The following is a 14,733-nucleotide window of genomic DNA, read 5'->3' on the forward strand; positions in this document are numbered from 1 at the left end:
CAGGAACACCGCGACGAACTTGGATGGTTCGCCTCGCGCGATGACTGCCGATGCCCGAGCGTCTCCGGAGCATGAAAAAGGCTCCCACCGCTGATGCGATGGAAGCCAGTGTTGCAGTGCCCCCGGAGGGAATCGAACCCCCGACCTACGGTACCGGAAACCGGCGCTCTATCCCCTGAGCTACGGAGGCGAGCATGTGCAACCCCACCAGCCTAGCGCAATTATCGGGCCGCTTCGCACCGGTGCCGTGGACTGGGCACCCCGGTGCGCCGAGTAGAATCGATCTCTGTGACGCCTCAAGAACTCTCCCAAGCTCTCGCTGATATTCTCGCCGACCTCGTCGCCGCTCGCGGTTCCGACATCTCGGTCACGGTGCAAGACACGCAGGTGGAGCGACCGAAGAATCGGGACCACGGAGACTGGGCGTCGAACGTCGCGATGAAGTTTGCGAAGCGCGTTGGGGCGAACCCGCGCGAGCTCGCTGAGGAGATCGTGGGGCGCGCCCTCGAGATCGACGGCATCGCGAAGGCCGAGGTCGCGGGCCCCGGTTTCATCAACCTCACGCTGGACGCGGCGAGCGCGGGCGAGACGGCTCGCCGCGTCGTCGAGCAGGGCGAGAACTACGGCCGCACCGATACCCTCGCGGGTCAGAACATCAATCTCGAGTTCGTCTCGGCGAATCCGACCGGCCCCCTCCATATGGGCCATACCCGCTGGGCAGCACTCGGCGATTCGACCGCTCGCGTGCTGCGCGCGGCCGGTGCACGGGTGACGAGCGAGTACTACATCAACGATGCCGGATCGCAGATGAACAAGTTCGGGCGTTCGGTCTTCGCTGCGGTGCTCGGCGAGCCGGCCCCGGAAGACGCGTACCCCGGCGCCTACATCCAGGAGCTCGGGCGCAAGGTGCGCGAGCAGCTGCCGCACATCGTGGAGCTCGCCACGAGCGATCGCGCGCGCGCTCTCGAGGAGGTGCAGGAGGCCGCCTACCAGATCCAGCTCGCGGAGATCAAGGATTCGCTCGAGCGCTTCAACGTGCACTTCGACGTCTTCTTCTCGGAGCGGTCGCTGCACGAGGACGGGCCTGACGGATCGCCGAGCCCGATCTCCTCCGCCGTCGACCGGCTGCGCGAGCAGGGGTACGTCTTCGAGGAAGACGATGCGATCTGGGTGCGCACGACCGCCTTCGGCGATGACAAGGACCGAGTCTTCACGCGCGGCAACGGGATCTACACGTACTTCGCCGCCGACGCCGCCTACTACCTGTCGAAGATGGACCGCGGGTTCGGCGAGAAGATCTATCTGCTCGGCGCAGATCACCACGGGTACATCGGTCGCTTGACCGCGATCGCGGGTGCGGCGGGCGATAACATCGAGACCGACATCTCGGTGCTCATCGGTCAGCTGGTCAACCTCGACGGAGCCCGGCTCTCGAAGCGAGCCGGCAACATCATCGAGCTCGACGACCTGCTCGAGTGGCTCGGCTCCGACGCCCTGCGCTACTGGCTCGCGCGATACCCGGCTGATTCGCCACTGTCGCTCGACGGCGAGAAGGTGCGGAGCCGCACGAACGACAACCCCGTGTTCTATGTGCAGTACGCCCATGCGCGCACGTGCGCCGTCGATCGCAACGCCGAAGCGGCGGGCATCGACCGGAGCGCCTTCGCGCCGGAGCTCCTGACGCACGCGACCGAGACCGACCTGCTCGGCAAACTGCAGCAGTACCCGGGCATCGTCGCCGGTGCCGCAGAGCTGCGCGAACCGCATCGCGTCGCCCGCTACCTCGAAGAGCTCGCCGCCGCCTACCACCGCTGGTACGACAACTGCCGCGTGATCCCGCTCGGAGACGAGCCGGTCGAAGATCTGCACCGCACCCGTCTATGGCTGAACGATGCCGCCGGCCAGGTGCTCCGCAACGGCCTCGACCTCTTGGGCGTCTCTGCGCCCGAGCGGCTCTGACCCAGGAGCCGTCGTGAGTGCGGAGCGGAACGGGTCCCGCTGGTGGACCAAGCTGATCATCGTGATCGTCGTCGTCGGGCTGCTCGCAGGTGCGGCCGAGCTGGCGCTCCGGCTGATCATTCCGGGAGTGGTCGCCGGCGCAGTGCGCTCGCAGCTGGACCTCACCGACGACCATCCGGTCGACGTGGCGCTGGGGGGATCCGCCCTGCTCAACGCGTTCCGCGGCGGAGTGGGTGATGTGACCGTCGACGTGCCGGACGCCCCGCTCGTCGAAGGGGTGCAGGCCGATGCCGCGCTGCACGCGGATCTGGTACCGTTCAACCCGACTTCGGGTGAGATCTCGGATGGGGTGGTCGAGCTTCGCCTCGACAAGGAGCAGCTCGGACCGGTCATCGAGACCGTCACTCAGGGGGTCGCTCAGTCGGGCGAGGTGCGCGACGGCGAACTCGTCGTCGGGCGCGCGCTCGAAGCATTCGGGCAGCAGGTCAATCTCTCCGCGAGATTGAGCGTTGAGGCCGTCGACGGTGCGGTCGAGATCAACCCGCTCGGGCTGCAGGCGGCGGGATTCGATTTCTCGGCGGAGCAACTCGCGCAGGCGACGGGAACACTGCTCGACCCGATTCTGCAGCCGCAGACCGTCTGCATCGCCGACCAACTCCCAGCCGGAGTCACGCTGACCGATATCGTGCTCTCGAGCACGGGAACGGTGACGATACGAGCGGACCTCGCGCCCGGCATCCTGTCGGATCCCGATCAGCGGGAGAAGGGCACCTGCGGCTGAGTCAGAGCCCGTATTCGCGCAGCGCGAGCCACGCGACGGCGCGATCGTCGGCGCGTTCGAGCGCGAGGCCGGTGAGGGCCTCGACGCGCCGAATGCGCGCGACCAGTGTCTGTCGGTGAATGCCGAGACGTGCAGCGCTGGCGCGGTGGGCGCCGTTCTCTGCGAGGAATACGCGGAGGGTGCGGGCGAGATCGCCGCTCTCGCCCGAGGGCTGGACGAGCGGTTCGAGGAGTCCGGCGAGCTGCCCCTGTGCTGCGGCTCCGAGTGCGGAGAGGACGAGTTCGACGGATGGCAGTTCGGCGTATCTCACCCCGGGCCGGCCGTCTTCGAGCGCGGCATCGAGCGCTTGATGAGCTTGCGTCGCGGTGCGCGACAGCGCGCCAACCGGAGCGGGGTCTCCGACGCCGATGTGCACGCGCATCCCCGCCACCGGGCTGAACGAACGAACTCGGTCGAGCAGTCCGGCCGCGAGATCATCGCGCACGAACCCGCGTATGTGCCCGTGGTCGGCTGCGAACACGTGCTCGGCGCCCAGCTCGTCGAACCAGCGGCGGAGCAGTCGCTCGAGGTCGATCGTGCGCGTTCGCGTACCCACCTCGAACGCTGTGAGCGTGCGCTCGTGCACGCCCCATCGATGGAGCAGCGCCTCGGCGCGCTGGCCGCCGTCGACGAGGATGTCGATGAGCGCGCCGCGGCCCAGGTGCTCGGTCAGCGTGGGATCGTGACTGCGCAACAGCAGATCGAAGAGCGCCGCTGCGAGCGACGAGAGATCGCGTGCGTGGCTCGTTCGGCTCGAACGGGTCGCGATCACGAGCGATCCTGCGAGATCCTGCTCCGAACCCACGCGGTGCAGTTGCAGCCCGTCGTGACGCACGCGTACGGGGCGCCCGAGCGCGAACGCCGCCGCGTCCGACACGTGGAGTCTTCCGGCTCCGGCACTCGCGATGACCTGGCCGTGCGCATCGAGGAGCACCGCCCACCCGTCGATGCGGCGCGCGAGTTCGGCGATGACCGCCGTCACGCCGCCACGCCGGGCGACCTGCGTGAGTACGTTCATTCCCGCCGTCACGAGACGGTCGGCTGCAGCGCGGTCATCCGCGATGAGCGCGAGCAGGCTGCTGTGCAGTGCGGTGCCGGAGAGGCGGGTCCCGAGGATCGCCGTCATGCGGTGACGAGCGAGGGCCGACCGGAGCTCGGCGTCGTCCTCCGGTGAGACGAACACCGCGCCCGGCAGCGCGATCGAGGCCGGACCCGGTGTCGTGAGAGCGGTGAGGAGGACCTCGCGGTCACCCGTCACGAGTGTCGCGTAATCGGGATTGCCGATCACGACCAACGCCTCGACATGGGCGACGCCGTCGACGGGGGTGCGCTCCGGCAGACGGGCCGTCACGCAGGTGCCGCCGACGGCGCGCCTGACGGCGGAGAGATCAAGAGCCATAGGAGGAGCGTACCAAGTGTCGGTGATGCGATCTCGAAATCGACACCTGGTGCGATGACAGGCACCCGATCGGGTCCGTAGCATCCTTACGTCGCCGGCGTGGTCGAACCTGTGCACCGCGCCCCGGCGATCCGACGAAGCGAACGAACGAAGGAGTGCAGCATGCAGGCTGTCGTGTTCCGTAACCCCGAGACCCGCGCAGAGGTCACCGAAGTCACCCTGGACGCCCCCAAGCAGGGCGAGGTCCGCGTGAAGATCGCCGCCGCAGGCGTATGCCATTCCGATCTCCATGTGAAGCGCGGTGAGTGGGATGCGCCCGCGCCGATGGTCATGGGGCACGAGGGCGCTGGCACCGTCGTCGAGCTCGGAGAAGGCGTCACATCGCTCGCCGTGGGAGACCACGTCGTGCTCAGCTGGGTGCCGCCGTGCGGAGAGTGCCGGTACTGCCTGCAGGGGCATGAGGCCCGCTGCCAGAAGGTGGTCGAGATCAACAACGCGCACGGGTCGCTGTTCGACGGCACCTCCCGCCTCAGCCGCACCGAGGACGGCGAGCCTCTGCGCCACTACCTGAGCGTCTCCTCGTTCGCCGAAGAGGTCGTCGTGCCCGTCTCCGGAGCCATCAAGGTGCGCGACGACGCACCGCTCGACGTCATCGCGGTCGTCGGGTGCGCGGTCGCCACCGGTGTGGGCGCGGTGCTCAACACCGCTGGCGTCGAGCCGGGCGCGACCGTCGCCGTCATCGGGTGCGGAGGCGTCGGCCTGAACGTCGTGCAGGGCGCGAAACTGGCGGGGGCAGAACGGATCATCGCGATCGACATCGTTCCAGAGAAGACCGCGATGGCCCTGCAATTCGGTGCAACGGACCGCATCGACGGATCACAGCGCGACGCCGTCGAGCAGCTCTTCGAGCTCCTTCCGGACGGCGCCGACTACGTGTTCGACGCGATCGGCCGCACCTCGACGACTGAGCAGGCGATCCGCATGCTCGGCCTCGGCGGCGCCGCCGTGATCGTCGGACTGCCGCCGACCGGTGCGAAAGCCTCGTTCGAGCCGCTCGTGCTCGCCGAAGCCGATCAGCGCATCCTCGGTTCGAACTACGGGTCGGTGCGCCCCTCGATCGACATCCCGGCACTCGTCGACCGGTACATGGACGGCCAGCTGAAGCTCGATCCGCTGATCTCGGGCCGTCGCCCCCTGGCCGAAGCTGCCGAGGCGCTCGACGACCTCGAGACCGGCGGCGTGCTGCGCACACTGCTCATTCCGTAAGCACCTGTTCACCCTTCGTACCACGCACTCATAGGAGAGTACTCATGACCCAAACCGCAGCACGGAAGGCCGACGCCGGCCTTCGAGAAGGGGTGATGTCTGGGCCCGAACTGGCGGCACAAGCCATCGCCAGCATCGCCCCGAGCGCCGTCATCGCCTTCACCGCCGCCTCTATCTTCCTCGGAGCCGGCAGCGGCACGATCTTCGCATTCCTGCTCGCCACCATCGTCATCCTGTGCGTGGGCTACATCGTGTCGATGTTCGCCCGCCAGCACGCTTCCGCCGGCTCGCTCTACACGTACGTGGCGAAGGGGCTCGGTCCCACTGGCGCCTTCGCAGCCGGCGTCGCCCTGCTCATCGGATCCTGGGGCATCGCCGCCGGTTCGCTCGGCGGCGCGGTTTCGTACGCCTCCGACCTGCTCCAGCTGTTCGGCGTTCCCGCGACCGGCACCGTCTGGCTGGTCGCGCTCGCCGTCGTGATCGGCGGCCTCGCGACGTTCTTCACGATCCGCGGCATTCGCATCTCGGCACGCATCTCTCTCGTGCTCGAACTGCTCTCGGTCTTCATCATTCTGGTGCTGCTCATCGCCGCGCTCGTCTGGCTCGGTCCCGAGGCGTGGGATCCGACGCAGTTCTCGTTCGAGGGCGTGCCGTTCCAGGGCGTCGCAGCCGGCATGGTGCTCGGCATTCTGGGGTTCGTCGGCTTCTCCTCCGCCGATGCGCTCGGGCGCGAGGCGCGCAATCCGCACACCGCCATTCCCCGTGCCATCATGTGGAGCGCCGTCGCCGTCGGCGTGCTCTACGTATTCGCGGCGTACACCCAGATCGCCGTCCTCGGCGACGAGCTCGGTGAGGTCGCCAGCCCGTTGCAGGCGATCAACGATCGCATCGGAATGCCCGTCTGGTTCGCACCCGTGCTCGTGTTCGGCGTCGCGGCATCGTTCTTCGCGGTCGTCGTCGCGCCGCTGAACGTCGTCGGCCGCATCCTGTACGTGATGGGGAAGGAGGGCGTCGTCGCCGAGCGGTTCGGTCGCACCCACGAGACGCATCTCACCCCGCACCGCGTCCTGCTGATCGCGGGCCCCGCGGCGATCGCGCTCGACGTCATCCTGCTCATCTCGGGCACCCATCCGATGGACATCGTGGTGTGGGTCGACACCTATGCGACCTACGGCTACATGGTGGCGTACGCGCTCGTCGCCGTCGCGGGCGTCGTCTACACCCGCCGCCGCGGAATGCGGAGCGGAATGATCACGGTGACGGCGGTCGTCGCCGTCGTCGCCATGGCGTACGTGTTCTTCGCGAACGTGTGGCCGATCCCGGCGTTCCCGATCAACGTGCTGCCATACCTGTTCGCTGCGACGATGCTGCTCGCGTTCATCCGCTTCTGGTGGCTGCGCGCGAAGCGCCCCGAGGTGCTGCAGCGGATCGGGAACACGCACACCGACATGCTCGAGGGCGTCGGCTGATCGGCTGAGCATGTATCGCGGGATGGTGCTCGAGCGCGAAAGCGGTGGGGGCACCATCCCGGTTCGCGTTCCCGGCATGCGACGGCATGGATACGTTTCAAATAGTCGACGAAAATCGCCCTCACGGGTAACATTTTCGTATGAGTACCAGTGTTGATACGAAACGTATACGTCAGTCCTTGACTTCCGATCAACTGCGAGCGTGGTCCGCCGCGCTCGCGGCCGATCCCGCAGCCCGACTGGCGATGAATGCGGTGGCGCGAACCTCGGTCGACGCGGTCGCCGTCGACCGAGCTCGGCTGCTCGCGGTGCAGCCGAGCATGTCGAATCGGCTCGACGACTGGGACGCGGCAGATCAGAAGCGGTCGGGCCGGTGCTGGTTGTTCGCGGCCCTCAACCTCCTCCGAGCCGATGCCCGCAAGCACCTTGGCGTGAAGAACTTCGAGTTCAGTCAGAATCACGCGATGTACTGGGACAAGATCGAGCGCGCGAACTTCTTCCTCGAAGACATGATCGAGCTCGCCGGGGCGGAACCGGACGACCGCGTGACCGCGTTCCTTCTCGGTAACGTGCTCGATGACGGCGGCCAGTGGAATATGGAGGTGGCGATCTTCGAGAAGCACGGCGTGGTGCCGAAGACGCTTATGCCAGAGACTGAGTCCTCCTCGAACACCTCCCGCATGAATGCGTCGCTCCGCACGCTGCTCCGCAAGGGCGCACGCCTCCTCCGCGACGCGATCGCCGACGGTGCGGTGCATGACGACATCGACGAGCTCAAACGCTCGATCCTGGCAGATGCGCACCGCATCCTGACCATTCACCTGGGCGTGCCGCCCGCGCGGTTCGAATGGCGCTGGAACGACGACGACGGCGCCTTCCACGACGGCGGTCACTTCACGCCCCGGGAGTTCCTTACGAAGTACACCGACGTCTCCCTCGCCGACTACGTATGCCTCGTCGACGATCCCCGGTCCGAGCACCCGAAGAACCACGCGCTCACCGTCGCGCATCTCGGCAACGTCGTCGGTGCTGAACCCGTGCTCTATCTCAACACCGACACCGCGACGATGAAGCGCCTCGCGGCCGAGGCGATCGTCGAGGAGGAGCCGGTGTGGTTCGGCTGCGATGTCGATCCTCATATGGAGGATAAGCAGGGCATCTGGTCGGCGGATCTCATCGACTACTCGGCGGTCTACGGTGTAGATCTCGCTACGACGAAAGAAGAGCGTGTGCGCTACGGCGATTCCGCGATGACGCATGCGATGCTCTTCACCGGTGTCGATCTCGTGGCCGGTGCACCGCGTCGTTGGCGCGTCGAGAACAGCTGGGGTACCGAGAAGTTCGACAAGGGCTTCTGCACCATGGACGACTCGTGGTTCGACGAGTACGTCTTCGAGGTCGTGGTGAGGAAAGACCGGCTTCCCGAGGAGCTTCGGGCCGCGCTCTCGGCAGCACCCATCGTGCTCGATCCATGGGACCCGATGGGTGCGCTGGCATAAACGGGCCGGTTCGGGCGGGGCTCGCGGAAGCCGCGAGTCCCACCCGATCAAGCTTGCAGCGACGCCCGGATGCGGTCGCCCACCTCGCGCATCGAGGCCAGCACCCCGTCGCGCGCATCTGCCCCGCGTCGCCAGTTCGCGAGGACGGCGTAGGCGATCCTGCGTTCCCCACTCATGACGAGACCCGCATCGGCGCGCACGTTGGAGACAGTGCCCGTCTTGTTCCACAGCCAGATTCCGCGATCGAAGAAGTAATGGGCGAGCGGGTCGAGGCCGAACGCGGAGGCGACCATCGAGAGATCCATCCCGGCCCCGAGCCAGCGCTGCAGCGTGTCAGCGGAGGCGGGGGAGAGGTCCTCGGCACGGGCGGTGCGCATGACGAACCGCACGAGTTCTTCGGCGCTCGCGTGTGAGAGCGTTCGAGGCGCCCCTGGCGGAAGCGGCCAGCGCACGACGTCGTCGAGCGCTGAGTCCACGTATCCGAGCGATCTGGTGTGCTCCTGCACCGTGTCGAGTCCGATCACCCGGCAGAGGGTGTTCGTCGCGGCGTTGTCGCTCACTGCACCGACGAGTGCGGCTGCGTCGTAGAGCGAGAGCGAATCGGCCTGGAGTAGATACCAGAGGCCGGAGTTGTCCATCCATTCGACCGGACGTCTCGTCACACGGTCCTCGAGTGACCGCGTGCCGGCGTCGGCCTCGGCGAGAAGACGATGCAGCAGGAAGACCTTGCCGATGCTTGCGGTGTCGAGCACGCGCGCCGCGTCGTGCCGGAGGAGTTCCTCTCCGGAGTCGACGTCGACTGCGAGCACCGACCATCTCGTGCCATGGGCATCAGGAAACAGGCCGCTCATCGCTTCCATTCCTCTCGGGGAAGACCTGTGACGCGCAGCCGGATCTGCTCGCCGATGTCACGCATCGCATCGAGCACCGGCGCGCGCAGATCGGAGCGCACGCCCTTCCAGTTCGCTGCAACCGCATAGGCGACCGAGCCGGCCGCGCCGCGCGCGTGACCGACGTCGACGCGCGCGAAGTCGGTGGTGCCGGTCTTGTGTCTGAGCACGATGCCCTGGTACTCCGCGTCCACATGGGCGAGCGGATCGAGCAGGAACGAGTCGGCGACCATGGAGGTGTCCGCGTTCGAAGCCAGCCAACCGAGCACCCGTTCGCTGACGGCCGCCGAATGCACGTCGCCAGCATCGAGGCGTCGCATCACGTCGGAGAGCTCGCGCGCCGTGCCGAAGGAGGGCGTCCACGGCATCTCCGGCGAGCGGTGATCGCGGATGTAATCGTGGAGGGAGGTCCGCTCGTACCCGAGAGCTGGCGCGACCGCCCGAACTCTGTCGAGTCCGCACAGGTGGATGAGCGCGTTCGTCGCCAGATTGTCACTGAAAGCGCCGACGAGGAGGGCCAAATCCTCGACTCCCAACCGTTGCGCGCACATGCGATAGAGGATTCCCGAGTCCGCCACCGCGAGGTGCGGAGGAATCTCCACAGACTCGTCGGGATCGAGAACCGCGGATTCGATGCGCCGCGCGACCTCGATGAGGAGGAAGATCTTTCCGATGCTCGCGGTCTCGCACTGCACATCGGGATCGTGCTCGAGCAGGGGGTCACCAGTAGAGGCGTCGACCACGCGGATACTCCACGTCGCCCGCGGGTCCAGTCGGGGCAGCCGCAGGGACGGGGTCATCGTTCTCGTCCGTCGACGACGAGCCGAGCAGTAGCTCCCGTCGCGTCGAGGGTGGCGTCGACGTTCAGCGGAACACTCAGAGCTTCGGGGTCGTGCCCGAACCCCTGCTCCCAGAGCACAGGAACGCCGAGGCCGCCGAGATACTCGTGCATGAGGTCGCGCACTTCATCGGGGTCGCCGCACTCGTGCCAGGAGCCGAGCACGATCCCTTCAGCCGCAGCGAGGCGCCCCGCACGCTGCAGCTGCAGCAGAAGATTATCGAGACGGTACAGGTCTTCATCGATGTCTTCGAGGAACAGAATGCCGCCTGGAGAACGTTCTGTTTCCGGCGATCCCAGCGCTGCCGCGAGCAGGCTCAGATTTCCGCCGGTGCAGCGTCCCGATGCCGCGCCAGCGACGAGCACGTCGGTCTTCGGACCCGTGAGTTCGCGATCGGCCCACGGCTCGAAGAGCCAGCGGCGGACGTCCGACCGAATGAACTCCGAATCGCGGAAGACGCCGTTGCCCGGCATCGGGCAGAAGAGACTCGGAACATCGAGGTGGACCCTGAACGCCTCGTGGAGGGCGGTGATGTCGGACGAGCCGGTGAGCAGTTTCGGTCGGCCATCGGCTCGCGCTCTGGCGGCTCGCATCTGCGTCCAGTCGATGCCGTCGAGCAGGCGCATGGCGCCGTATCCGCCGCGGAGGCAGACGACAGCGTCGACCTCTGGGTCGCACCATCCGTTGACGAGATCATCGCGGCGCGCATCGTCTTCTCCCGCGAGGTATCGGGATCGCGAGTGCCTGTCGAGCACGTGCTCGCCGACGCGAACGGTGAGCCCCCACGCCTCGTAGTAGGAGACGGCTCGTGCAAGGCTGGTTCTCGTGCTCGGCCCTGCGGGTGCGACGATCGCGACGGTGTCGCCCGGGGCGAGGGGAGCCCTGTCGAGATACGCGGTGCGAAGTTCGGTCATGCGGTTTTCTCCCTGACACTCGGCGCCGCCGCGAGCAGTTCCTTCGTGTACTCGTGCTTCGGGCGCAGGAGTACCTCCTCAGTGGGTCCTTGCTCGACGATCTCGCCGTGGTACATCACGGCGACGCGATCGGCGATGTTCCACGCCAAGCCGAGATCGTGAGTGATGACGAGAGCGGAGAGTCCGAGCCGTTGCTTCAGCGAAAGCATGAGTCCGAGGATCTCGCCGCGCACCGAGGCGTCGAGCGAAGCAACCGGCTCGTCGGCGATGAGCATCTCCGGGTGCAGAGCGAGTGCGCCGGCGATGACGACCCGCTGACGTTGACCCCCCGAGAGTTCCTGCGGGATCGCGCCGAAGAACCGCTCGGGAGGCGAGAGCTCGGCATCCACGAGGCTCTGGGCCACGCGCTCCCGTTCGTCACCCGAGATGCCCTGCACACGCAGTCCTTCCGCCACAGATTCGTACACGCTGAGCTTCGGGTTCAGCGCTGCGGATGGATCCTGCAGCACGAGCTGCACCCGTCTGCGGAAGCGTCGCAGTTGCTTTCCCTTGTCGGGCAGGGGCTCACCCGCAAAGCGGATGTCGCTTCCCTCGTCCGTCGGTTGCAGCCCCATGAGCGCTCGAGCAAGAGTGGTCTTGCCCGATCCCGATTGCCCGACAAGGGCGACGATCTCGCCGCGGTGTACGTCGAGGTCGACATCTCGTACTGCGCGCGTACCTCCGGCGCCGTGGTACGTCACATTGACTCCGCGCGCCGAGAGGAGCACCTCGTTGCTCGGCTCCGAACGGCCCGGCTCATGCGCTCCGGCGCCGTGACGAGTAACCGGTCGCATGCGCGATGCCGGGTCACCGATGACCGGGAACGCATCTGCGAGCTTGCGGGTGTACGGCTCGTTGGGCTCGGAGCAGATCATGCGCGCTTCGCCGATTTCGACGAGCTCACCATTGCGCATGATCGCGATCTGCTCGCATGCGGTTGCGAGAACCGACAGGTCGTGGCTGATCATGAGCAGTGAGATGCCACGCTCCGAGACGAGTCGGGAGATCATGTCGAGGATCTGCTTCTGCACAATCACGTCGAGAGCGGTCGTCGGTTCATCAGCGATGATGATGTCGGGCTCGCATGCGAGGGCCATCGCGATCATGACGCGCTGCTTCTGACCACCCGAGAGTTCGTGCGGAAATGCTCCCGCCTTCTCTGGCGGCAGGTCGACGATTTCGAGCAGTTCGAGCACGCGCGTCTCCCGCGCTTTGGCTGTCTTCCAGCGTTCGGTCACGTGGATCTGCAGCGCCTCGGTGATCTGAGCGCCGACCGTGTGCACCGGATTGAGCGAGTGCATCGCCCCCTGGAACACGATCGAGGCCTGAGCCCACCGCAGCGCACGCAGCTCCCCGAACCTCAGCGAAGCGACGTCGGTCTCTCCGATGAGGACTCGGCCGTCCAGACGTGCGTTCTTCGGGAGGAGACGGAGTGCGCTCATGGCGAGCGTCGATTTCCCGGATCCTGATTCTCCGGCGATTCCGAGCGTGCCCCCAGCGGGGAGTTCGAGTGACACCGACCGTACGGCCGCGATCTCTCCGCGGTCGTTGCGGCCAGAGGTGCGATAGGTGATCGATACGTTATCGAATGTCAGACCGGGCATGGCTCATCTGCTCCTGAGGGTGGGATTGACGATGTTCTCGACGGCGCGCCCCATGAGCGTGAATGCCAGCACGACCAGCACGATCGCGATGCCCGGGGTGATGACGTACCACCAGTAGCCGCTCGTGGCGGCTGAGACGTCCATGGAGTTCTTGAGGATCGTGCCCCAGGACTGAACGCGGGGGTCCCCGAGTCCGAGGAAGGCGAGCGTCGACTCGGAGATGATCGCTGAACCCACGGTGAGCGTCGTGTTCGCAAGCACGAGCGGCAGTACCCCGGGCAGCAGGTGCTTCGTGATGATGTGCCAGTGGCTTGCGCCGAGTGCCCGGGAGCGCTCGATGTAGCCGCGCGATTCGACGGTGAGGGTCTGCGAGCGCACGACTCGCGCCGTACCGGCCCACGACGTGAGACCGATCGCGATGATGATCGTGAGTACGCCGCGGCTGAGTACCGAGGAGAGCACGATCGCGAGGATGAGCGCCGGCAGAACGAGGAAGAAATCGATGAGTCGCATCAGTACGTTGCCCGCTGCGCCGGTGAAGTGGCCGGCTGCGATGCCGACGAGCGTGCCGATGACCATGGACATCGCAGTCGCTGCGAGTCCCACGAGCAGGGAGACGCGCGCGCCCCAGACCATGCGGACCCATAGTTCACGGCCCTGATGGTCCGTGCCGAGCGGATGGTCGAGCGATGGTGGGGCGAAGCGCTCCTGATCGACGAGAGTCGTCACATCGAGCATGTGCGCCGGCGCAAGGACCGGGGCGAGCACCGCGACGACTGCGATGAGCACGAGGAATCCGAGGCCGACCATTCCGGCGCGATGATGTCGGAACTGATCCCAGAAATCGTGCAGCGCGGCGCGGCGGCGCGCCCAGGCGTAGTAACGCGGAGAACGCTGTTGCTTCGGATCTGCGGTGAGCGTGGTCATGCGCGCCTCACTCTCGGGTCGAGTTGACGGTAGATGAGGTCGGCGATGAGGTTCATCGCGATGATGATCGCGGAGAACACCACGAAGGTGCCCTGCAAGAGCGGGAGGTCTGGACCCTTGATCGCCTCGAAGGTCAGCTTTCCGAGGCCGGGCCAGGAGAATACCGTCTCGACGGTCACGGCGCCCGCGATGAGTCCGCCGAGATGCATGAAGATGAGCGTGACGGTCGGGAGCAGCGCGTTCGGGACCGCGTGACGCCTGCGCACGAGGTCGTCCCGCAGCCCCTTGGCGCGGGCAGTGGTGAGGTAGTCGGCGCTCATCTCCTCGATGAGCGAGCTGCGCATCACCATGAGGTACTGCGCGTAGACCACGGCGACCATGGTGATGACCGGGAGCACCATGTGCGAGGCGATGTCGAGCGTCGCACCGAGCGCATCCGTCGGCGGGTTCGGGGAGCGCATGCCGCCCGTCGGGAACCAGTGCAATGTCCCGCCGAAGATCATCAGCAGGATGAGGCCGAGCCAGAAGGTCGGCACTGACCAGAGCACGAGCGAGGATGACGAGGCGAGACGATCGAATCGCGAGCCGTGCTTCCAGGCGGCCTTCTGGCCGAGCCACAACCCGAGGGCGATTGCGAGAATGGCGGCGGTGCCGGTGAGTAGGATCGTCGGCCAGAAGTACTGGCCGATGAGACTCGACACCGACGTCTTGTAGACGTAGCTCTCGCCGAAGTTGAGGGTGAACACGTTGACGAGGTAGTCGAAGAACTGCTGCCAGAGCGGCTTGTTCAGGCCGAACTGCTCGCGGAGCAGTTCCATCTGCTCCGGCGTCATCTGCCGTTCGCGCGCCATCGAGGCGACGGGGTCTCCGGGCAGGATCTTGAACGCGAAAAAGCCGAGCACGATCACCATGCCAAGGCTGATCGCAGCTCCGCCGAGCTTGGAGAGGACGTACTGTATCGCTGAGGTATCGCGCGGGCGTTCCTCTGCGCTCGCGCTGGTCGCTATTGCCGATGTGGACGGTGGCACCGAGTTGGTCATGAGAACTCCTGTGGATCGATCCTGGAGTGCTGCGGAGGACGCGGAGGCCGAGGCCTCCGCAGCACGAG

The 14,733-nt window shown here is 66.6% G+C and carries 12 protein-coding genes and 1 tRNA gene; 5 read left to right on the forward strand and 8 right to left on the reverse strand.

Translation table 11 applies throughout. From position 1 onward, the window contains the following. Window positions 1-117 precede the first annotated feature (117 nt). A tRNA-Arg gene (locus JE033_RS10940) sits at window positions 118-190 on the reverse strand. A gap of 98 nt (window positions 191-288) precedes the next feature. Between JE033_RS10940 and argS the strand changes: the two genes are divergently transcribed. Both argS and JE033_RS10950 read left to right on the forward strand, forming a co-directional pair. Beyond that, window positions 289-1,959 (forward strand): arginine--tRNA ligase, encoded by a 1,671-nt coding sequence (gene argS, locus JE033_RS10945; RefSeq protein WP_200331581.1) that lies wholly within the window; start codon window positions 289-291, stop codon window positions 1,957-1,959. A 13-nt stretch (window positions 1,960-1,972) separates the two neighbouring features. Further along, the gene (locus JE033_RS10950) at window positions 1,973-2,740 is read left to right on the forward strand and encodes an LmeA family phospholipid-binding protein (protein ID WP_090150447.1); all 768 of its coding nucleotides are present in this window, start codon (window positions 1,973-1,975) and stop codon (window positions 2,738-2,740) included. 1 nt (window position 2,741) lies between these two features. On the opposite strand, the gene JE033_RS10955 is transcribed toward JE033_RS10950, so the two are convergent. Then, window positions 2,742-4,178: a CdaR family transcriptional regulator gene (locus tag JE033_RS10955; RefSeq protein ID WP_200331583.1), complete on the reverse strand. Its 1,437-nt coding sequence runs from the start codon at window positions 4,176-4,178 to the stop codon at window positions 2,742-2,744. A gap of 162 nt (window positions 4,179-4,340) precedes the next feature. On the opposite strand from JE033_RS10955, the gene JE033_RS10960 reads away from it, so the two are divergent. From JE033_RS10960 to JE033_RS10970, 3 genes are all read left to right on the forward strand, one after another. Continuing rightward, entirely contained in the window at window positions 4,341-5,444 is a 1,104-nt protein-coding gene (locus JE033_RS10960; RefSeq protein WP_090150441.1) for an alcohol dehydrogenase catalytic domain-containing protein, read from the forward strand. Window positions 5,445-5,488: 44 nt separating this feature from the next. Further along, window positions 5,489-6,913: an APC family permease gene (locus JE033_RS10965; RefSeq protein ID WP_090150438.1), complete on the forward strand. Its 1,425-nt coding sequence runs from the start codon at window positions 5,489-5,491 to the stop codon at window positions 6,911-6,913. Between the two features lie 179 nt (window positions 6,914-7,092). Continuing rightward, complete coding sequence (locus JE033_RS10970) at window positions 7,093-8,412, forward strand: aminopeptidase C (protein WP_234037435.1); 1,320 nt, start codon at window positions 7,093-7,095, stop codon at window positions 8,410-8,412. Between the two features lie 47 nt (window positions 8,413-8,459). Here JE033_RS10970 and JE033_RS10975 read toward each other — a convergent pair whose 3' ends face one another. Genes JE033_RS10975 through JE033_RS11000 form a run of 6 tightly spaced genes read right to left on the reverse strand, consistent with a single transcriptional unit; the run spans window position 8,460 to window position 14,665 of the window. Continuing rightward, window positions 8,460-9,263: a serine hydrolase gene (locus JE033_RS10975; RefSeq protein ID WP_234037436.1), complete on the reverse strand. Its 804-nt coding sequence runs from the start codon at window positions 9,261-9,263 to the stop codon at window positions 8,460-8,462. Beyond that, window positions 9,260-10,102 (reverse strand): serine hydrolase, encoded by an 843-nt coding sequence (locus JE033_RS10980; RefSeq protein ID WP_200331589.1) that lies wholly within the window; start codon window positions 10,100-10,102, stop codon window positions 9,260-9,262. Before JE033_RS10980 ends, JE033_RS10975 begins: the two co-directional genes overlap by 4 nt. Beyond that, window positions 10,099-11,055 carry an LD-carboxypeptidase gene (locus JE033_RS10985; RefSeq protein ID WP_200331591.1) on the reverse strand — a complete coding sequence of 319 codons (957 nt, stop codon included), beginning with the start codon at window positions 11,053-11,055 and terminating at the stop codon, window positions 10,099-10,101. The genes JE033_RS10980 and JE033_RS10985 overlap by 4 nt, the downstream gene beginning before the upstream one ends. Next, complete coding sequence (locus JE033_RS10990; RefSeq protein ID WP_200331593.1) at window positions 11,052-12,698, reverse strand: ABC transporter ATP-binding protein; 1,647 nt, start codon at window positions 12,696-12,698, stop codon at window positions 11,052-11,054. Before JE033_RS10990 ends, JE033_RS10985 begins: the two co-directional genes overlap by 4 nt. Before the next feature lie 3 nt (window positions 12,699-12,701). Next, window positions 12,702-13,625 carry an ABC transporter permease gene (locus JE033_RS10995; RefSeq protein WP_200331595.1) on the reverse strand — a complete coding sequence of 308 codons (924 nt, stop codon included), beginning with the start codon at window positions 13,623-13,625 and terminating at the stop codon, window positions 12,702-12,704. Then, window positions 13,622-14,665, reverse strand: a complete 1,044-nt coding sequence (locus JE033_RS11000; protein ID WP_200331597.1) for an ABC transporter permease — start codon at window positions 14,663-14,665, stop codon at window positions 13,622-13,624. The genes JE033_RS10995 and JE033_RS11000 overlap by 4 nt, the downstream gene beginning before the upstream one ends. Window positions 14,666-14,733 lie beyond the last annotated feature (68 nt).

The organism is Leucobacter sp. L43 (assembly GCF_016597785.1).
Classification (GTDB): Bacteria; Actinomycetota; Actinomycetes; order Actinomycetales; family Microbacteriaceae; genus Leucobacter; species Leucobacter alluvii.